General features: G+C 37.7%; 17 protein-coding genes. 9 read left to right on the top strand and 8 right to left on the bottom strand.

Annotated features, from left to right (window positions below; genetic code table 11):
* Positions 1–43: 43 nt before the first annotated feature.
* On the bottom strand, positions 44–640 hold the full coding sequence (locus G4D61_RS03275; protein ID WP_488168244.1) for a non-oxidative hydroxyarylic acid decarboxylases subunit B: 597 nt from the start codon (positions 638–640) through the stop codon (positions 44–46).
* A gap of 99 nt (positions 641–739) precedes the next feature.
* Here G4D61_RS03275 and G4D61_RS03270 point away from each other — a divergent pair, with 99 nt between their 5' ends.
* The gene (locus G4D61_RS03270; protein ID WP_163173209.1) at positions 740–1,618 is read left to right on the top strand and encodes a LysR family transcriptional regulator; all 879 of its coding nucleotides are present in this window, start codon (positions 740–742) and stop codon (positions 1,616–1,618) included.
* 134 nt (positions 1,619–1,752) lie between these two features.
* On the opposite strand, the gene G4D61_RS03265 is transcribed toward G4D61_RS03270, so the two are convergent.
* From G4D61_RS03265 to G4D61_RS03250, 4 genes are all read right to left on the bottom strand, one after another.
* Positions 1,753–3,228 (bottom strand): UbiD family decarboxylase, encoded by a 1,476-nt coding sequence (locus G4D61_RS03265; RefSeq protein WP_200886093.1) that lies wholly within the window; start codon positions 3,226–3,228, stop codon positions 1,753–1,755.
* Between the two features lie 139 nt (positions 3,229–3,367).
* Entirely contained in the window at positions 3,368–4,186 is an 819-nt protein-coding gene (locus G4D61_RS03260) for a MerR family transcriptional regulator (RefSeq protein ID WP_163173207.1), read from the bottom strand.
* 181 nt (positions 4,187–4,367) lie between these two features.
* Positions 4,368–5,381: an LLM class flavin-dependent oxidoreductase gene (locus G4D61_RS03255; protein WP_035349112.1), complete on the bottom strand. Its 1,014-nt coding sequence runs from the start codon at positions 5,379–5,381 to the stop codon at positions 4,368–4,370.
* A gap of 140 nt (positions 5,382–5,521) precedes the next feature.
* Positions 5,522–6,103, bottom strand: a complete 582-nt coding sequence (locus tag G4D61_RS03250) for a YdcF family protein (protein ID WP_035349114.1) — start codon at positions 6,101–6,103, stop codon at positions 5,522–5,524.
* A gap of 349 nt (positions 6,104–6,452) precedes the next feature.
* Here G4D61_RS03250 and G4D61_RS03245 point away from each other — a divergent pair, with 349 nt between their 5' ends.
* The 4 genes from G4D61_RS03245 (at position 6,453) to G4D61_RS03230 (ending at position 12,025) form a co-directional block, all read left to right on the top strand.
* Positions 6,453–6,905, top strand: coding sequence for a MarR family winged helix-turn-helix transcriptional regulator (locus G4D61_RS03245; protein ID WP_025731105.1), 453 nt, complete (start codon positions 6,453–6,455; stop codon positions 6,903–6,905).
* Positions 6,902–10,045, top strand: a complete 3,144-nt coding sequence (locus G4D61_RS03240; protein ID WP_163173204.1) for an MMPL family transporter — start codon at positions 6,902–6,904, stop codon at positions 10,043–10,045. Before G4D61_RS03245 ends, G4D61_RS03240 begins: the two co-directional genes overlap by 4 nt.
* A 152-nt stretch (positions 10,046–10,197) precedes the next feature.
* A complete protein-coding gene (locus G4D61_RS03235; RefSeq protein ID WP_025731107.1) occupies positions 10,198–10,983 on the top strand; it encodes a DeoR/GlpR family DNA-binding transcription regulator in 786 nt (261 codons plus the stop codon).
* Positions 10,970–12,025 (top strand): oxidoreductase, encoded by a 1,056-nt coding sequence (locus G4D61_RS03230; protein WP_025731108.1) that lies wholly within the window; start codon positions 10,970–10,972, stop codon positions 12,023–12,025. Before G4D61_RS03235 ends, G4D61_RS03230 begins: the two co-directional genes overlap by 14 nt.
* Positions 12,026–12,211: 186 nt before the next feature.
* Here the strand turns inward: G4D61_RS03230 and G4D61_RS03225 are convergent, their stop codons facing one another.
* Together G4D61_RS03225 and G4D61_RS03220 are read right to left on the bottom strand one after the other, a co-directional pair.
* Entirely contained in the window at positions 12,212–13,195 is a 984-nt protein-coding gene (locus G4D61_RS03225; RefSeq protein ID WP_035352847.1) for an aldo/keto reductase, read from the bottom strand.
* Between the two features lie 140 nt (positions 13,196–13,335).
* Complete coding sequence (locus G4D61_RS03220) at positions 13,336–14,055, bottom strand: YebC/PmpR family DNA-binding transcriptional regulator (protein ID WP_025729553.1); 720 nt, start codon at positions 14,053–14,055, stop codon at positions 13,336–13,338.
* Positions 14,056–14,275: 220 nt separating this feature from the next.
* Here G4D61_RS03220 and G4D61_RS03215 point away from each other — a divergent pair, with 220 nt between their 5' ends.
* The 4 genes from G4D61_RS03215 to G4D61_RS03200 all read left to right on the top strand — a co-directional run bounded on the left by G4D61_RS03215 (position 14,276) and on the right by G4D61_RS03200 (position 17,662).
* Complete coding sequence (locus G4D61_RS03215; RefSeq protein ID WP_025729555.1) at positions 14,276–14,617, top strand: ArsR/SmtB family transcription factor; 342 nt, start codon at positions 14,276–14,278, stop codon at positions 14,615–14,617.
* A 19-nt stretch (positions 14,618–14,636) separates the two neighbouring features.
* Positions 14,637–15,932: an arsenic transporter gene (locus G4D61_RS03210; protein WP_025729557.1), complete on the top strand. Its 1,296-nt coding sequence runs from the start codon at positions 14,637–14,639 to the stop codon at positions 15,930–15,932.
* Between the two features lie 34 nt (positions 15,933–15,966).
* Positions 15,967–16,383 (top strand): arsenate reductase (thioredoxin), encoded by a 417-nt coding sequence (gene arsC / locus G4D61_RS03205; protein WP_035352856.1) that lies wholly within the window; start codon positions 15,967–15,969, stop codon positions 16,381–16,383.
* Between the two features lie 406 nt (positions 16,384–16,789).
* Positions 16,790–17,662: an aldo/keto reductase gene (locus G4D61_RS03200; RefSeq protein ID WP_163173202.1), complete on the top strand. Its 873-nt coding sequence runs from the start codon at positions 16,790–16,792 to the stop codon at positions 17,660–17,662.
* Positions 17,663–17,736: 74 nt separating this feature from the next.
* Here G4D61_RS03200 and G4D61_RS03195 read toward each other — a convergent pair whose 3' ends face one another.
* On the bottom strand, positions 17,737–20,112 hold the full coding sequence (locus G4D61_RS03195; RefSeq protein WP_163173200.1) for a heavy metal translocating P-type ATPase: 2,376 nt from the start codon (positions 20,110–20,112) through the stop codon (positions 17,737–17,739).
* Between the last annotated feature and the right edge of the window lie 12 nt (positions 20,113–20,124).

The following is a 20,124-nucleotide window of genomic DNA, read 5'->3' as shown; positions in this document are numbered from 1 at the left end:
CATTGCGCTGAATCACTTCACCTATTCACTATGAATACTTTTCTTATTGTTTGTTATTCTTAATACCATCCCATCTTTTAGCCTCCGGCAGATGGACTCCAAACTGATCAATTGCTCTATACACAATATGGTTAACTATATCATCAACGGTCACTGGATGATTATAAAAAGCTGGCATTGGAGGAAAAATAATAGCGCCCATTCGCGATAAACTTAACATATTTTCCAAGTGAATATCATTTAAAGGCATTTCACGAGTTAATAATAGCAATTTCTTACGCTCTTTTAACATAACATCGGCAGCACGCGTCACAAGATTATCTGCTAGTCCAATTCGAATGGATGCTAATGTTTTCATACTGCAAGGGACAACAATCATTCCATCCACTCGAAACGATCCGCTTGAAATTCGCGCACCTAAATCCTTATAAGAATATGAATAGTCTGCTAATGCTTCTACTTCTTTCGACGTAAAAGATGTTTCTGTATGAATAGTCGCCCCTGCCCAAGGTGACATGACAAGATGGGTTTCAACATCTGTTTCTTTAAGAATCTCTAGTAATCTTATCCCAAAAATCGCACCGGTTGCCCCGGTAATTCCCACAATTAATTTCATATTTGTACTCCTTCTCCGATCAATTACAACAATTATTATACTGTGAGAGATATTATATATTGATAATATCTATTAAATTTATATAAAATACTTTACAGGTATTATAATTTTGGAGGAATAAAGATGGATATTCGACAACTACGCTATTTTGTAACAATCGCAGAAGAAGGGACGATAACGAAAGCTGCTCAGCATCTTCATATGGCACAGCCTCCTCTTAGTAGACAATTAAAGCAAATGGAAGATGAATTAGGCGTGACATTATTTGAAAGAAATAAAAAGAAAAAAGTTACATTAACAAATCAGGGTTACCTGTTTCTAAAAAAAGCCAAAGAAGTTTTACATAAATTTGACGAAGCGATCATAGAAGTCCAAGAATTCGGCGAGGAAGTTAGCGGTACTCTCTCTGTTGGGTCTACAATTTATTGCGCGCCTGTTTTACTATCTACTTTAAACCGGTTTCGACATCAATATGCCGACATAAAGTTTAATATTTGGGAAGGTAGCTCAGCTTTCTTAATGGACTTGTTAGACAATCACCAGATTGACATCGCCATTACTGCCGGACCTTTTTCAACAGATAATATTGAAATACAAAAGTTAAATACCGACCCTTGCGTAGTGATAGTACCAAATGATTATCCAGTAGAGAACACGAGTTTAAATTTACATGAAATTGCACTACTTCCTTTATTACTTTTACGCCCATCTCAAGGAAATGGACTTTATGATGAAATTATTGTTGAATTCCAGCACGTCAATATTGAAGCAAATATTCTTTGTGAATGCCATGACTCTGCAATGCTGCTAAACTTAGTGAAAATGGGCTTTGGAGCTACAATACTTCCCGAATCAATGGTCCATGACCAGTTTATCGATAAATTCAAGATTGTTCATATTCAAAACAATCCATGGATTACAGAACCTCATATAGTTTGGAGAGCAAACAGCTATTTGCCCGCTTCCGCTAAAGAATTTTTAACGTTTTTTAACGAATCATGATTGTATTAATAAGAGCGTTACAAGGATGGCTATTCCTTGTAACGCTCTTAAACTATACCGAAAGATATGACATGTGAAAATAAAATTTCACACAAGTAAACGAAACTTATATTAAGGCGATCAATAGCAGTTCATTACTCAAATAATTCAGGTGCAAAACGACGGGGGTCAACTTCTTTAAATTCAGCTCTTTTGAACTTATCCTTTAAATGATACGGTACTGTACAATCAAAAATCGTTTTGCATGAAATCCCCTTGTCCTTAAGAGCCGGATTATAAGCCGGATCTTGTGACGGATCTAGCGGATGGCAGCGGACACCTGGAAGAAACACCGTATCTACATCTCCTTGATAACGTGTATTAAGGGCCCACATTACATCGTTGCTATCAAATGGATCAACATCTTCATCAACAATCATAATGTGCTTCAGCTCAGAAAATGCCGAGAACGCTAATAACGCAGCTTGTCTTTGGCGCCCTTCGTCACTTGGCTGACTTTTCTTAAATTGAAGAACAGCCATATATTTTCCGCCACCGGACGGATGTGCATAAACATTTAGCAATCTTCCCGGCATGGCCCTTTCTACCATTTGCAAAATGCTTGCCTCTGTTGGAATGCCGGCCATATTGACATGTTCTTCACTTGGCCCAATGACAGTTTGCATAATCGGGTTGGTCCGATGTGTAACAGCCTTTACCTTTATGACTGGCAACTCAGCAATTGCCGGGCCTGTATAGCCTGGAAATTCGGGCATCGCTTTTCCAGTATTCGTATTCTGATCCTCTCTTACTCGTTTTCCCGGAATCAGTTCTCCTTCAATCACATATTCTGCATTAGCAATTGCTTTCTCATTAATTGTTAGACAAGAAGCCAGTTCTACAGCTTGGTTTCTTATCGCTCCAGCAATGCTAAGCTCATTAAACCCTAATGGAGTTGTAGGAGGCTCAAAGCAGGCTGCGATTTCAATTGCCGGATCAACGCCAATACTAATGGAGATCGGCAATGGTTTTCCAGCCTTTTCAGCTTTTTCACGAAAAACACCTAAGTGACGTGCTCCTGGAACAAAATACATCGACATCTCATCTTTACTTTGCAAACATAAACGATGAATTGTAATATCAGATTCACCAGTTTCCGGATCAGATGCATAACACATCCCCATTGTGACATACGGGCCTGCATCTTCCTCTGTATTCGTTGGCGCTGGAATTAGCTTTCTAATATCAAAGCCAGGATCATCAGCATAATGAACGATCTCCTGCGCCTTTACATGATCATTTGATACGACAATCGGATCGATCGGATTTTTCACTGCTTCGTTTAATAGAAAACCTAGGCGATCGGGCTTCGTATTTAGCATTAATGCTACTCTTTCACGGCTTGCCAGCAATCCAATTAATACTCTCGCATCGTCATGTCCTTTCACACGATTGAAGACCATCGCAGGTCCAATCTTCGTTGGGCGTTTTACAGTCCCTCCAGCACCGATATAACGATAGACACCTGATAATTCCGCATGTGGGTCAACGGGTTCATTTGTTTCAATTAATTGTCCTGGAACGTTTTTTAATAGTTCTAATGCAGAACGTAAATCTACTACTTTTTCCATGTCCATCCTCCTCGTAATAAAATATTATTAGTGTTTTCAGTTGTTCCACTTCATTTCAAATACAGCTCTATCTTATGGTGTATGGTAACTATATAGTCAAGATTTCCATAAAAATAAGCGGGAGTTTTGCTTGTGCCTCTTATTTAACAGGAATTTGCAGCTGGCAAAGATCTACATTAATATCATTTTCATAAAAAGTAGTGTCTAGAAAACATGCATCCATCACATCACCAACAATTTCATACCCATGGTCATCTATCCATTCAATTAATTCACGTAAATACTTAACATCATAGGGCATTCCGTATTTATACATGCATACATACTTTCCGGCTGGGAGGATAATCTTATTCTTAATGCTCTGATCCGCATGCGGAAGCAAAGTATAAACCCCCGCTCCTTTAAATACATTCCTTTCACTTAGTTGATCCTTTAAAATCAGCGTACCAAACCCCTCAGATGGAAGTACGCCATATTCATCAAGAATATTCCAAGCTTTCATTAATGTTAAATGAAGCTCATCTTTGCAAAGCTCACGTTCAAATGGCACAAACACAGCATATCTTTCAGGAAAACTCTCTACGATCGGTTTATCCAATTTGCATTCATACTGCTGGGCTTCAGAAAAAAGACTTAATCTTTGTTGAATAAACTCCCGTGTTTGCAGCAATTTATGTATTTCTTTATCTACAAATTCTTTATGATACTCTAAAAGTGAAATGGCCGATGTTAGATTTCTATTTTCAATATGATGCTTAATATCCTTTAATTTAATACCAATCGACTTCAAAAAACAGATTTCTCTTAGAAAAGGAATTTGGTCAACAGTGTAATATCGATAGCCATTTTCATCCGTACAAGCAGGTGTAAATAGACCGATTTTATCGTAGTAGATGAGTGTTTGCCTAGTAATATGATGAATCGCGGCCATTTCACTGATAGATAAATAGTTTTCCATGACTCCCCTCCCTAATTTCTCTCTTTTTTCAATCTTGGAATCATCATTTTATTTTCAAAAATCAAACATTTTTTTATTCCCATCATTATACTAAATTTATTTCATATGAAAAAGAGAAGCTTCTCAATACTGAACATGAGTTAGCTTCTCTCTTTTTCAATGCGATATAGATTAGATTACATTACTTTGATATTTCTTTACGGAGCTCAGAAAGGATGTCATATGAATGAAGACGTGCTTTTTGATCATATATGTGGGAAACAAACATGAGCTCATCTACTTGCGTCTCATCGACAAATGCTTGAAGTTCAGTTTTTATTGTTTGTTTTGAACCAATAAAAGCATATTCCAGCTGTTTAAATGCCGCCTCCCTCTCAAACGGCGTCCATAAACCATCCATTTGATCGACCGGCGGCTGTAATCGTTGTGAATTGCCGCGAATGACGCCTAAGAAAAACTGATAAAGACTCGTAGCGAGCTTCTGTGCCTCATTATCAGTATCAGCAGCAACACCATTCACACAAGCCAAAACATACGGTTCTTGTAAATATCTTGACGGCTGGAATCTCTCCCGATAAATGGTAAGAGCTTCATGAAGATTTGTTGGAGCGAAATGACTAGCAAAAGCAAATGGTAATCCTAAAATCGCTGCAAGCTGAGCACTGTAAGTACTTGATCCAAGCAACCATACCGGTACTTTTACACCTTCTGCCACAACAGCCCTTGCATATGTTAGACGTTCCTCATCAGTAAGAAAGTAATTCATTAATTCTTTTACATTATCAGGAAACTCCATTTCGCTCCCTCTTACTTGACGTCTCAATGCTGCAGCTGTCAATTGATCTGTACCCGGCGCACGCCCCAATCCTAAATCAATACGATCAGGATAAATTGCCCCTAATGTTCCAAATTGTTCAGCGATAACTAGCGGGGCATGATTTGGCAACATTACGCCGCCAGAACCGACACGGATTTTCTCTGTACCCGCGGCAATATAACCAATCAATACAGAGGTTGCTACACTCGCAACTCCTAACATATTATGATGCTCAGCTAGCCAAAAACGCTTAAATCCCAATTGTTCAACATGTTGCGCTAAATCTAATGCATTCTTGAAAGAATCTGCTGGTGTTTTATTTTCTAAAATTGGTACTAAGTCCAAGACGGAAAACTCAATATTCTTTGATTCAGGCATATTTATCAACCCTTCTTCACATCTAAAATCATAAATATAGAACTATTGTAAAACAGATGATTTATATTACAAAAGAATCTGCCTAACAAACATCTTATTAATTTGCCTGTCCGAAAACTGGACTCTATTTATGTTGTAATTTACCGTCTCTCCATATGTGTTTTTAAAAGAGCTGCCCGCTCACGAAACTGTGATTTATTTTTAATTGACTTCGGAGCATGATCAAGTACGACATCTGTCTTTAATCCAAGACGTTTGGCAATGACCTTTGCTCTTTTTAAATGATAATCATTCGTTATTAAAGTGACTGCTTTAACTGCTCTTGGCAGTAATTTTTTTGAAAAGAGAATATTTTCATAAGTCGAGGTTGATGCCGATTCAAGTATAAGTCGGTCTTCTGAAATCCCTCGTTCAACAAGAAATGTTTTCATTGCCTCCGCTTCGCTTACTTCTTCATCAGGCCCTTGACCGCCCGATAATATAAGTTTAACTGCTGGATATCGGTTAGCATATTCCAATGCAGCTTCTAAACGATAACGAAGGGCGTTCGACAGTTCTTTTCCATTTACTTTTGCACCTAAAACGAGCGCATATTCATATTTCCCATCTGCTAGTGGTCTTTTACCATTTGCCATCCATCTGCTAGTTAATATCCACAAAAATAGACCAATTCCTATTACAAGTAGGATAGGGAAGCGGAACAATTTAAACATTGCTTTCATAGCCATCTCTCATTTCTATAAGATGTTTTCATAAAACTTTGCTGCTTTCTTCAATTGCAGTGTAAAGGAAGCCCATCATCGGTTAATAAAATCACCGCCTCCGGAAAGCGAATCCCTAAGGCGGAAAAATAACTTCTCAATTGCATTTATGTAACGTATCCCCCCTCATATGTTTCCACAATCGTTTTTTCTTAAACAAACCAATTCTATACATCATGACAACACGATATTAATCAAACGTTTGATTAAAAGGAGAAATTATTAGCATTGACAAAAATCTGGCGCTAGAATTATAGTTAAATACATGAACAGTTAAAGTGTTTAACTATAATCAGAAGGAGGTCTTTATATGATTAATGAATGGGCTGAGGAATATTTTAACTTGAGTTTTAACATTCATAAAAATGGGAAGTTCCTTATTCAAAATGAACTTAACGAGTTGACCTATGATCAAGTGAATACGCTGCGATACATATATCAAAAGCAATCAATCACTTCTACAGAGCTTGCCCAATGGTTAAATGTGAACAAAAGCGCCATTAGTGCATTACTTAACCGCTTAGATGAAAAGGAGTTAATTAAACGTGATAGAAGTGATCAAGATCGCCGTATCGTCCATCTTTCTCTCACTAATAAAGGCACCCAACTATTTGAAGATTGCTATCAAAAGATCAACCTTTTAGTTCAAGATCTTATCGGTTCCTTTGACGAAGAGGAACTCTGTCAATATATGAAAACATTTAAAAAAATTGATCAGCTTTTAGAAGGAAAAATTAAACAAATGAAAGGTGTTGCAAAATGAAATTCATTTTAAAAGCGCGGTGGCTGATTTTAGTAGGATGGGTCGTGTTAATTACCGTATTAATGGTTACCCAGCCGAATATGGCTGCATTAGTTCGGGATAAAGGCGTAGCGAATGTTCCAGACGGATATCGTTCTTCCGAAGCCTCTCACCTTCTTGACGAGTGGCAAAAACAGGATGGCAAAGGAAGCAGTTCGTCGACTGCACTCGTTTTTTATAATAAAGATGGTTTAACAAAGCAAGACAAAAACGAAATTAAGCATGGTATCCAAGAATTAAAGGATCATCAAAAAGCACTTGGTATTACTGATATTACCAATGTTTTTGATCAGCCAAGCTTAAAACAGCAATTAATCTCAAAGAATAACAAAACAATGCTTGTTAGTCTTAATATGACACTAGGAAATAAAGATTCCATACAAGTTACGAAGAAACTTTATGCTGCAATCAAAGACGTATCCGTCGACCATTATTATACAAGTGACTGGATGATTAATAATGATACGATGGAAAGTACACAAAATGGCTTACATAAGACCGAGTATCTCACCATTATTTTTATTCTTGTCGTTCTTTTTGTTGTTTTTCGCTCGGTCGTTGCTCCCTTTGTACCGCTTATTGCTGTCGGTTTTTCTTTCATGGCTGCACAGGCGGTTGTCGCTTTTCTTGTTGATTGGTTTAATTTCCCATTATCGAATTTCACCCAGATTTTCCTTGTCGCTGTCCTTTTTGGGATTGGAACCGATTATTGCATCCTTCTCATCAACCGTTTTAAAGAAGAAATTCCACAAAACGAAACGATTAATGAGGCAGTTATTAAAACAATCAAAAATGGCGGTCGTACCGTATTTTTTAGTTCTTTAACGGTATTCATCGGTTTTGCAACAATTGGCTTTTCAACTTTTAATATTTATCAATCAGCGGTAGGTGTTGCTGTTGGAATAGCCTTTCTCATTCTTTCATTAGTAACTATCGTTCCAATCCTAATGTCATTGCTGGGAACGAAATTATTCTGGCCAATGAATAATCGTATTAGCCATAGTCAAAGTCGACTTTGGGGCGGAATGGGGCGCTTTGCTTTAGCACGTCCATTAATTTCCCTTGTAATCGTAGCAATTATCGTCATACCAACACTTATTACTTATAACGGGAACAGATCATTTGATAGTGTTGGTGAAATGAGTGAAAAATATGGATCGGTTAAAGGATATAACATTATTGCCAATAATTTTAATCCAGGCGAAGCAATGCCAACGACCATCGTATTAAAAAATGACGAAAATATGGACCATCGCAAATATTTAGAGACAATCGAAGCAATCACTCGCAGTGTCGAAAAAGTCGATCATGTTGATACCGTTCGGAGTGCAACACAACCGACTGGAAAACCAATTAAAGATTTTTTAGTTCCAAAACAGGCACAAACACTTGATAAAGGAATTAAACAAGCCAATGACGGTGTCACAAAAATTGCCGACGGGCTTAAAGATGCGCATAATCAATTAAAAGAATCCCAGCCTAAGTTAAAACAGGCAACAGGCAGTATAGACGATCTTGTTTCTGGTACAAAATCACTTCAAACTGGAGTTGTCCAATTACAAAATGGATTAGAGAAAATTGAGCAAGGTATTGATAATGGAAATGCAAACTCTCAAGATATTGTTGGTGGTCTGGAACAGTTAAAAGACAGTGCTAATACACTTTTATCGAAACAGAAGCAACTACTAAATGGATATGAACAATTGCAAAGTGGATTGAATGATATCAGCACAAACTATCATCAAGTATACACAGGCGTCCAGCAGCTAAATACGATCAGCGCTAATCTCAAAGCTGCGATCGAGCAATTAAACCAGTTAGGTAAAAGCGATGCAAGTCTATTGCAAAACCCTCAATACCAAAAATCATTAGGCATCTTAAATGGCACTGAAGATGGATTAGATCAATTACTTAACGGGCAAGAAAATAAACCTGGCCTTCTTGCCGGAGTGAAGCAAATGGACAGTGGTCTTAAAACATTAAATTCTAAAATGAAAGTTGCCAATAATGGACTTTCTCAGCTTGTCCAAGGACAGCAACAGTATAATACTGGTTTACAAAAAATCATTTCAAGCATTAACCAAATAGAAGCCGGATTGCAAAAGGCAACAGGAAACATTCCAAAAATTACAAATGGATTTGATCAAGTAATTGATGGGCAATCACAATTAAAACAAGGTTTTTCTAATTTAGATCAGCAAATGAGCCAGTTAACAAATGGCTTAGGGGATTCAGCTGATGGACTGCATAAAATTTCTGGAGGCTTAGATGACGCAGGTGATTATTTAAAAGAACTTTCAGCTAATAACAGTTCACTTAGCGGCTTCTACATCCCAAATCAAGCTTTAAACAATAAAGATTTCACAAAATCTCTAGACACTTATATGTCCAAGGATCGTAAAATTACAAAGCTAGATGTAATTTTAGATGTAAATCCTTATTCACAAACAGCTCTTAATGAAATTGACAACATTAATAATGCTGTTAAGACTGCCATTAAAGACACACCGATGGAAAATGTAAAGATTGGAATTGGCGGTCCAACAAGTACATTTCATGATTTAAGCAATATTTCTGATCATGATTACAATCGTACAGTAAAATGGATGTTAGTCGGTATCGGTATTATCTTAATCTTGTTACTCCGGTCATTCATTATGCCAGTGTATATTATCGGATCATTAATCGTTACCTACTACACTTCTTTAGGTATCTCTGAAAAGATCTTTGAGGACGTTTTAGGCTATGCCGGAGTCAACTGGGCCATTCCTTTCTTCGGTTTCGTGATGCTTGTCGCACTATGTGTTGACTATAGCATTTTCTTAATGGATCGTTTTAACGAACAAAAAGATCTTCCTGTAGGCGACGCTCTCCTAGACGCAATGAAAAATATGGGATCTGTCATTTTATCAGCAGCCATTATATTAGGCGGTACCTTTGCCGCAATGATTCCGTCAGGAGTGACAGAATTAATTGAAATTGCTACCATCATTCTTGCTGGATTAATTATCTACAATCTATTTATGCTACCTCTCTTTATTCCAGTGATGGTGCGCATTTTTGGAAACGCCAATTGGTGGCCATTTAAGCGTGGTGAATAATAAAAAACGAGCTTTGCAGCTCGTTTTTTATTTTATCTATTTGGTTCAATCTTTCTTTTTTGCATTTTTTACTTATAAAAATAAGTTTTTTACTTGAATTAAACATTTTAAAAGACTATACTGAACACATCAACAATATTTGAGGTGAATGAATGTCTCAAAAAATTCGTTTAAAACAAATTCAAGAATTACTCAATACTCAAGGTGAAGTCAGTTTAGAAGAAATTATGTCTAGATTCCATGTTTCCCGTGATACAGCAAGGAGGGATTTAGTTAAACTCGAAGAAACCGGTTCTGTTATACGAGTTAAAGGCGGTGCCCTCCGTTCTTCTAATCATGACCAATTGACCAAATACTTACATCGAGAAGTGACGAAAGAAAAAGAATTGATTGCAAAAAAAGCCTGTACATTTATTCACGATAATGGATTTATTATGTTTGATACTTCAACAACTGTTGAGTGTGTTGCCCGCTATATGAATGCAAAGGGCACTACTATTGTGACAAATTCCATCGATATCATGAATCTGCTCAGTGAACGTCCTGAGACAACTGTTTATTTAGCAGGTGGTAAATTTAATCCCTTTCAGCGAAATTTTGTCGGTCCGCAAACAGCCGCAGCCCTAAAAGCATATAAGCCTGACCAATTGTTTATTGGAGCATGCGCTATTGGACTTGAGGGACTTAGCTCGCCTGATGAACAAGAAGCTTTTACGAAAAAAAGAATGATTCAATCAGCTCGAAAAGTCATATTATTAGCTGATCATACTAAGTTCCATAAAGAGTTTTTCCATAAAGTATGTGACTTATCAGAAATTGATGTCATCATCACCGATATTGCTCCACAGCCAGCATTAAAAGAATTGTTGGAAAAGCATTCTATTGAACTAATCATTACGACAAACGAAGAAGAGAGTGAGAGATATGGAGAAAATTAAAACAGGGCTAATTGGATATGGATTTTCAGGCGCGACTTTTCATGCACCATTCTTAAAAGCATTAGATGAATTCGATCTTATAAAAGTACTTTCTTCCAATCAAGAAAAGGTGCAAAATGATCTTGGCAATATTACCGTTGCCGAAAAAATGGATGATATCATAAATGACCCTGAAATTGAACTCGTGGTCATTACTACCCCAAATACACTCCATTATGAGATGGCGAAGCAAAGTTTAATAGCAAAAAAACATGTCATTATTGAAAAACCAATGGTCGTCGATCCAGAGGAAGCAAAAGAATTGATCCAACTGGCAAAGCAAAACAATGTCATGCTCAGCGTTTATCAAAATAGACGATGGGACAATGACTTTCTTACGATTAAACATTTAATCTCTGAAGGATCACTTGGAGAAATTACTACTTATGAAGCACACTTTGATCGTTTTCGCCCAAATGTCAGAAATCGCTGGAGAGAACAGGCTGGAAAAGGCAGCGGAATGCTTTACGACTTAGGCTCCCATTTAATTGATCAAGCTCTTCATTTGTTTGGTACACCGCAATTTGTACTTGCTGACGTATTTGCGCAGCGGGAGCAATCACAAGTAGACGATTATTTTCATATTATTCTAGGCTATGAACAACGACGTGTAATCTTACACTCAGGTTCCATCGTAAAAGGCCAAGGACCAAAATTTGCTGTTCATGGCAGCAAGGGCAGTTTTATTAAATATGGTTTGGACGGACAAGAAGATGCTTTAAAGGCAGGAAAAATCCCAACAGAAAAAGATTGGGGTAAAGATAAAGAAGAATGGTACGGTGCATTAACAATAGATGAAAACGGCAAAGAAGTAACAAAGAAAATTGAAACGATTCCCGGCTCATATACATCCTACTATCGACAAGTGTATGACCATATCCGAAGCGGAAAAGCAAATCCTGTTCCTGGCGAAGATGGCCTAAAAACGATACAAGTGATCCACGCCGCTTTACAAAGCAGCAAGGAGAAAAAAGCGGTCTTCTTCAACAATCAAAAACAATAAACTTAAAAGAACATCCCGTTTAATTTGGGATGTTCTTTTATTAAGTAGTAACATACAAAACTCCTGCAGATTGCTGAGACCCTCAGCGCAAAGGAGGTCATGTTAAGGTTCTGGTTCTGCCCGCGGAAAACTAAAATCACCTGCTTATTTTTCATGAATAAGGAACAAAGCAGAAAACACCCTTTATTAATACGCACCGCGAATGAGGTGTTCCACTTTTTCTTCATAAAAAGTTCTCAGCTTTTCTTGTTCTTCCTGCGAAAATGTACGTGCTTCTAGTGCTTGTAAATTGCTGTCTATTTGCTGGATGTTCTTAAATCCAGGGATGACACAAGTTACTTCCTGCTGATCAAGAATCCAGCGAAGGGCAGCACTAGCCATTGTAGGTCTTCCCTCTGCAATCCATTTCAACTGTTCAGCCAATTCAACCCCATTTTTAAAACCGAGGCCAGCAAATGTCTCTCCAACATTAAAAGCCTCTCCATTTTCATTGAAACGGCGATGGTCGTTTTCCTCAAAAACGTGTTCTTTAGAATATTTTCCTGTTAGTAACCCGCTTGCTAATGGAACTCTAGCAAGAATGCCTACGCCTTTTTTATAGGCCTCCGGAAAAAGCACTTCCAGTGGCTTTTGGCGGAAAATATTAAAAATTACTTGCAACGTTTTAACATTTGGATATTCAAGACATATAACCCCCTCTTCAACTGTTTCAACACTTACACCATAATGTTTAATCTTCCCTTCTCTTTGTAATTGATCCAATACATCAAACACTTGTCCATCTTTAAGAATTTCCGTTGCAGGGCAATGAATTTGGTACAAATCAATTGCTTCGCGGTTTAAGCGGCGAAGACTTGCCTCACAATAAGAACGTACAGTTTCATACGAATAATTATTGGGATCGTAAATATCTCCTTGACGGCAAAATTTCGTTGCAATATATATATTGTCTTCCATTCCTTTTGTTGCTTTTGCCAATAGTTCTTCACTATGACCATTCCCATATACATCTGCCGTATCAAAAAAATTAACACCTTGATCTATCGCATATTGAATAGATTTTAACGCATCTTCATCATTCGTTCTTCCCCAGTCTCCACCGATCGCCCATGTTCCAAAGCTCACTTCGCTTACTTTTATACCTGTATTACCTAATGCACGATACTTCATCCAATCTCAGTCCCCTTTCATTAACAATAAAATATTATATTTCCTGTCCCAGAATTCCTCCATTTTTTTAACCTTATCTATATAAAAAGGCAAATACCAAAAACGATTGGTATTTGCCTTTAAAATCGTATAGGTGAAACTTATTCTCCTAAATCTACGTTATGGTACACTTGTTGAACATCTTCTAAATCTTCTAATGCATCGATTAGTTTTTCAAATTGTGCTTGATCCTCTTCTGAAAGTGTTACATAGGTTTGCGGAAGCATTGTAAGCTCAGCAACAGTAAAGTCTGTAATGCCAACATTTTTAAATGCTTCTTGAACAGCATGGAACTGATCAGGTTCAGCATATACGATAACAGCGCCATCTTCTTCAAAAACATCACGTACATCTACGTCTGCCTCTAATAACATTTCGAGTACTTCATCAGCAGTTTTACCTTCAACACCAATAACAGCAGTGGCATCAAACATATACGCTACAGATCCACTTACACCCATATTTCCCCCATTTTTACCGAATGCTGAGCGTACTTCTGGAGCTGTACGATTTACATTATTAGTAAGGGCATCTACGATAATCATCGATCCGCTTGGTCCGAATCCTTCATAACGGAGTTCATCATAATTTTCTTCTGAACCACCTTTTGCTTTCTCAATCGCACGTTCAATAATTGACTTTGGTACACTGTAAGTTTTTGCACGTTCAAGAACAACTTTTAATGCACGGTTCGCTTCTGGATCAGGCTCACCTTGCTTTGCAGCAACATAAATTTCACGGCCAAATTTTGCATAAATGCGGCTCATGCTTGCATCTTTTGAAGCTTTCTTATCTTTAATATTATTCCATTTACGTCCCATAAGTTTTCCACTCACTTTCAACAATATATTTCATATTAATATAAAATTGACGACCTGATGATAAATTTAAATATAAAGATGACGTACTTATCCACTATTGAATTATACACCAATTTGCTAGATTGTTTCGAGTTTTTGTTGACCATTCGGTGAAAAAACTGGCAATCAACATATAAGTATTTTATTATATAAGTAATTGATTATATAGAGGTGAATGCTCATGACTGTTGATACTCATTTGGAAGAGACAGCAAAAATTTTAAAGCTGCTTGGTGACAAAACACGGCTTTCTATGCTCGCTCTTCTTTCAATGCACGATTGTTGTGTTTGTGAATTTGTAGCCATTTTTAACATGTCCCAGCCTGCTGTCAGTCAACATCTAAAAAAATTAAAAGATGCTTGCTTAGTTTCCGAACAGAGAAAAGGACAATGGATGATTTATTCTCTAAACAAGGATAGTAAACATTTTCCACTAATTTTAGATGTTTTAAACCATATTCCAAATCAAAATGAAAAGTTCGTATTGTTAGAGCAACAAGGTTTAAGGGTCATATGTGAATAACTTAGGAGGAATTCTTGTCTTGTTACACACCATTTTTGCTTTCATAATCTTCGTCATTACACTTATATTCGTTATTTGGCAGCCTAGGGGCTTGTCAATTGGCTGGTCTGCCTGCGGGGGCGCAATACTGGCACTAATCTTTCAAGTCGTTCATTTACAAGATGTTTGGAACGTTACAAATATTGTATGGGATGCTGTTCTTACATTTATCGCAATCATCATTATTTCATTGATTCTTGATGAAATCGGCTTTTTTGAATGGGCTGCTCTCCATATGGCAAGGGGAGCAAAGGGCAGCGGAATTAGGATGTTTATCTTCGTATCTATTTTAGGGGCATTTGTTGCCGCCCTTTTCGCTAACGATGGGGCCGCACTCATTTTAACTCCTATTGTATTAGCAATGGTACGGGCATTGCATTTTAATGAGAAGATGGTCTTTCCGTTTATCATTGCAAGTGGTTTTATCGCGGATACTACTTCTTTACCATTGATCGTAAGCAATCTCGTAAACATCGTTTCTGCGGACTATTTTAATATCGGCTTTATTCAGTATGCTGCTCATATGATAATACCTACTTTCTTTTCTCTAGTAGCCAGTATTATTGTTTTATATATATATTTCAAAAAAAGCATTCCAAAAACATATGATTTAAACCATTTAAAGATGCCGAAAGAAGCTGTACGGGATCAAAACTTATTTTATATCTCTTGGGCTGTACTTGGAATGCTATTAATCGGCTATTTTATAGGTGAGTACTTACATATCCCTGTATCTTTCATCGCTAGTTTCATTGCAATTTTATTTTTATTGTTAGCAAAAAAAAGTTCTGCAGTAAATACGCGCAAGATTATAAAAGGAGCCCCTTGGGCAATCGTATTTTTTTCCATAGGCATGTATGTAGTTGTCTATGGACTTAGAAATGCGGGATTAACATCCATTCTCGCTGAAGTTATTCAACATGGAGTAAACAATGGTCTATTTGCTAGTACGATGTTAATGGGCTTTCTTGCTGCAATCCTTTCTTCGGTCATGAATAATATGCCGACCGTTATGATTGATGCATTGGCCATAACAGATACGTCCGCAACAGGGACCATAAAAGAGGCTTTAGTTTATGCTAATGTGATTGGTTCTGATTTGGGGCCAAAAATAACCCCCATCGGCTCCCTTGCCACCCTATTATGGCTCCATGTACTTTCACAAAAAGAAATGAAAATATCTTGGGGCACTTATTTTAAAACAGGCATGATCTTAATTATTCCTGTTATATTTCTTACATTGCTAGGTCTCTACATATCGCTGCTGATTATGTAATTGAAAGAAAATCTTATAGATAGGAGAATCGACGATGACAAAAACAATTTACTTCTTATGTACAGGAAATTCGTGCCGAAGCCAAATGGCAGAGGGATGGGCAAAAAAATATTTAGGTAAAGAATGGGAAGTTTTCAGTGCTGGCATTGAAGCCCACGGATTGAACCCTAATGCCGTAAAAGCAATGAAAGAAGTTGGTATTGATATTTCAAAGCAAACTTCAAATATTATTGAGCCAAATATTTTAAATAATGCTGATTTAGTCATAACATTATGCGGAGATGCAGCCGATAAATGCCCGGTAACTCCTCCTAGTGTAAAACGGGAACATTGGGGATTCGATGACCCTGCAAAAGCTGAAGGAACAGACGAGCAAAAGTGGGCTGTTTTCCAACGGGTGAGAGACGAAATTGGCGACCGAATAAAGCAATTTGCAGAGACAGGAAAATAAACATTGCAGGGATGTCTATTAGGACATTCCCTATTTTATTAACACGAACTCATTATTTAAAATCCAAGCAACAGCACCTCAAATCCCAGTATAAACCAGACTTAGGATAGATCTGGCAGAAGCGATTCTTATCATTTGACTTAAATATTACTTTAAATGCTAAAATAAAAGAACGTCAAAATTGAAGGCGCTTGTCTAAAAGATTGCTGTTTTGAAATAGCTGTTGTTCACCTACATCATGATAATGTATAAAGCGCAAGGTGCGAGACTCCTGCGGCGAAGCGGAAATCAGCTAACTATTTCTTATGTAAGAACAACAAGGTTTACGAAAACAGCAAAATGTAAAATACATACAAGTTCGCCTCAATGATGACATTTTGACAAAGCCCATAAGGAGGAGAAAATATTGACAAATCAAAACATTCCCGCTTCTAACGCAGGCACATTTAAAATTGGCGAAGATCTAACAGTTAATCGCTTAGGTTATGGAACAATGCAATTAACTGGAAAAGGCATTTGGGGAGAGCCCCGTGATCCTGAAGAAGCAGTTCGAGTTCTCCAAAGAGCTGTTGAGCTTGGAGTAAACTTTATTGATACTGCAGACTCCTATGGACCTTTTGTCGCGAACAGACTCATCAAAAAAGCACTTCATCCATATAAAGACGATTTGGTCATTGCAACCAAAGTCGGCCTTACACGTTGCGGCCCTGACGACTGGCGCCCAGTTGGACGTCCGGAGTATTTAAGACAGCAAGTTGAACTCAATCTAATTGACTTAGGATTAGAAACAATTGATCTACTTCAATTGCATCGTATTGACCCAAAAGTTCCTCTTGCAGAACAGGTGGGAGAATTAGAGTTGTTGAAACAAGAGGGAAAAATTCGCTATATTGGACTAAGCCAAGTAACTGTGGAAGAATTTAAAGCAGCTAATGCAATTACCCCAATTGTTTCTGTTCAAAACTTATATAATCTTGCAAATCGTGAATCTGAATCAATGCTTGAATATTGTGAAGCCAACAATGTTGCATTTATTCCATGGTTCCCATTAGCAACAGGCGAACTAGCAAAAGAAGGAAGCCCGCTTGCTAATATAGCGAAAGAACATGGTGCACATCCTGCACAGCTTGCACTTGCATGGCTACTTAAACGTTCTCCTGTTATGTTACCGATCCCAGGAACATCTTCTGTCTCTCATGTCGAAGAAAACATTGCAGCTGCCGGAATTACACTTAGTGATGAAGATTTCAACACATTAACAAATGCCGTGAAGAGCTAAGAAAAAACAAGATTACTATTAAAAACAAAATTGGCACAACCCCTTTTAAGGTTCGTGCCAATTTTTCATCCAACTTATAAATTCTTTGTGTGTAGTACACGCATTGCATTGAAGACTGCTATTAAAGTAACACCTACATCTGAGAAAACCGCTTCCCACATCGTTGCAATTCCAAAGGCCCCCAATAAAAGGAAGATTAACTTTATTCCTAATGCAAATATAATATTTTGCCAAACGATATTGCGAGTACGTTTTGCCATTTTAATAGCAATCGCAATTTTGGAAGGTTCATCTGTCATGAGGACAATATCTGCTGCCTCGATTGCTGCATCAGATCCTAGCCCCCCCATTGCAATTCCAATATCTGCCCTCGCAAGCACAGGCGTATCGTTAATGCCGTCTCCGACAAATACGAGCTTTTCTTTTGCCGCCTTTTGTCCATCCAATTGTTCAAGTTTTTCCACTTTCTGATCAGGGAGCAGTTCTGCATATACTTCATCTAAGCCTAACTTGCTGCCAACAGCGGCTGCCACTTCTTTAGAATCTCCCGTAAGCAGCATTGTCTTTTTAATACCTAATGCTTTCAATGTACGAATTGCCTTTGCCGAATCCTCCTTTACTTCATCGGATATCACAATGTAACCGGAAAATACATGATCAATAGCGATATACAATACTGTTCCTATAACATTAGGTTCTTTGAATGAAATTTGCTCTTTCTTCATCAATTTCGCATTTCCAGCCAAAATACGGCGATTATCAACCGTTACTTGTATCCCGTGGCCTGGTATTTCTTGATAATCTCTAATATGCTGAACATCAATATTTTTTCCATATGCTCTGCAAACTGAAAGAGCAATAGGATGGTTAGAATATGCCTCTGCATGCGCAGCATACTCTAGTAATTGATCCTTTGTCATGTCATCAACAGGATTTATACTTGTTACATTAAAGACACCTTTCGTTAATGTCCCTGTTTTATCAAAAATGATATATTTCACAGCATTTAACGCTTCAAGATAATTGCTGCCTTTTATTAAAATCCCCTTTTTAGATGCCCCACCAATTCCGGCAAAAAAGCCAAGCGGTATGGAAACAACAAGCGCACACGGACAAGAAATGACTAAAAACACAAGTGCTCGATAAATCCAATCAGAGAAATGAGCTCCTTGCATAACAAGCGGTGGTATGAACGCTAACACAGCTGCTGTAATGACGACAACAGGTGTATAATAGCGGGCAAATTTCGTAATAAAATGTTCCGTTTGAGCCTTCCTGCTGCTGGCATTTTGCACTAAGTCCAAAATTTTCGCCACTGTAGATTCTCCGTACCTCTTTGTCACTTCAATAGTTAAAAGACCATTTGTATTGACATAGCCGGCGAGTACTTCACTTCCCGCTTCTATTTCTTTTGGCATAGATTCCCCTGTTAAAGCTGAAGTATCAACCATCGAAGTCCCTGTCATCACTTTTCCATCCAGAGGAATTTTTTCACCCGGCTTAACAAGAATGGTGCTTCCTACATTTACTTCCTCCGGCGATACTTTCTTTGTTTCATTACCTATTTTTAAATGGGCATTGTCAGGGCGGATATCCATTAATGCTTGTATCGATTTCCGTGAACGATTTACTGCAATACTTTGGAATAATTCCCCTATTTGGTAAAACAGCATCACGGCTATGCCCTCAGGATATTGCCTAACAGCGAATGCTCCAATTGTCGCGATCGCCATTAAAAAATGTTCATCAAAAAGTTGCCCCCTGATCATATTAGTGAACGCCCGATAAACAATATCACCGCCAATTATGAGATATGCAATTACAAATAAACTCAATTCTACAGGAAATGGCGGGGTAGCAAAAAAAGCAATCATCGCAATCAGTACTCCAATTATTAAACGTTTAATCAGCCTTTTCATATGAATGTTGCCATGATTATGACCGTTACGATGAGAATGATCACGGTCTGTTTCATGTGATTCCAATTGAACGTGCACATCAGGTTCAACCCGTTTGACAGCCTCCATAATATCATCCATAAGTGATTGTTCTGAAGAATCAGTGGGCTCTACCAGTAATTTTTGCGAGGTAAAATCAACAGAGGATGATTTTACATTTGCTAAAAGCCCTACTGCCTTCTCCACTTTTGCCGCACAGCTTGCACAGTCTAAACCTTGTAAGTTAAAAGTAAGAGGCCCTGCTTTCTGATTTTGTTTATCAATTACATCTACATGAGGCTCAATATGTTTAATAAGCTGCTTAGAATCAGTAATGACATCACTTAAAAAATCCTCTTCCGTTTCTAACGTAAGTGTCTTCGTCATATAGTTCACTGAACATGATAAAACACCATCTATTTCGCGAATGCCATGTTCAATCTTTGCTGCACAGTTTGCACAATCCAATCCTTCTAATAAAAATTCTTTTTTTGTTGAATTGCTTGTATCCATATTGAATTCCCC

Source organism: Heyndrickxia ginsengihumi (assembly GCF_011008565.1).
Classification (GTDB): Bacteria; Bacillota; Bacilli; order Bacillales; family Bacillaceae_C; genus Weizmannia; species Weizmannia ginsengihumi.
Note: the sequence above shows the minus strand (reverse complement) of the source record. Positions and strands in the feature narration are given on the sequence as shown.

Bases quoted from the DNA above. Each gene is read 5' to 3' on its own strand.
- G4D61_RS03270 (WP_163173209.1), top strand. From the start codon at position 740: ATGGATATTCGACAACTACGCTATTTTGTAACAATCGCAGAAGAAGGG.
- G4D61_RS03265 (WP_200886093.1), bottom strand. From the start codon at position 3,228: ATGGAAAAAGTAGTAGATTTACGTTCTGCATTAGAACTATTAAAAAAC.
- G4D61_RS03260 (WP_163173207.1), bottom strand. From the start codon at position 4,186: ATGGAAAACTATTTATCTATCAGTGAAATGGCCGCGATTCATCATATT.
- G4D61_RS03255 (WP_035349112.1), bottom strand. From the start codon at position 5,381: ATGCCTGAATCAAAGAATATTGAGTTTTCCGTCTTGGACTTAGTACCA.
- G4D61_RS03250 (WP_035349114.1), bottom strand. From the start codon at position 6,103: ATGAAAGCAATGTTTAAATTGTTCCGCTTCCCTATCCTACTTGTAATA.
- G4D61_RS03245 (WP_025731105.1), top strand. From the start codon at position 6,453: ATGATTAATGAATGGGCTGAGGAATATTTTAACTTGAGTTTTAACATT.
- G4D61_RS03240 (WP_163173204.1), top strand. From the start codon at position 6,902: ATGAAATTCATTTTAAAAGCGCGGTGGCTGATTTTAGTAGGATGGGTC.
- G4D61_RS03235 (WP_025731107.1), top strand. From the start codon at position 10,198: ATGTCTCAAAAAATTCGTTTAAAACAAATTCAAGAATTACTCAATACT.
- G4D61_RS03230 (WP_025731108.1), top strand. From the start codon at position 10,970: ATGGAGAAAATTAAAACAGGGCTAATTGGATATGGATTTTCAGGCGCG.
- G4D61_RS03225 (WP_035352847.1), bottom strand. From the start codon at position 13,195: ATGAAGTATCGTGCATTAGGTAATACAGGTATAAAAGTAAGCGAAGTG.
- G4D61_RS03220 (WP_025729553.1), bottom strand. From the start codon at position 14,055: ATGGGACGTAAATGGAATAATATTAAAGATAAGAAAGCTTCAAAAGAT.
- G4D61_RS03215 (WP_025729555.1), top strand. From the start codon at position 14,276: ATGACTGTTGATACTCATTTGGAAGAGACAGCAAAAATTTTAAAGCTG.
- arsC (WP_035352856.1), top strand. From the start codon at position 15,967: ATGACAAAAACAATTTACTTCTTATGTACAGGAAATTCGTGCCGAAGC.
- G4D61_RS03195 (WP_163173200.1), bottom strand. From the start codon at position 20,112: ATGGATACAAGCAATTCAACAAAAAAAGAATTTTTATTAGAAGGATTG.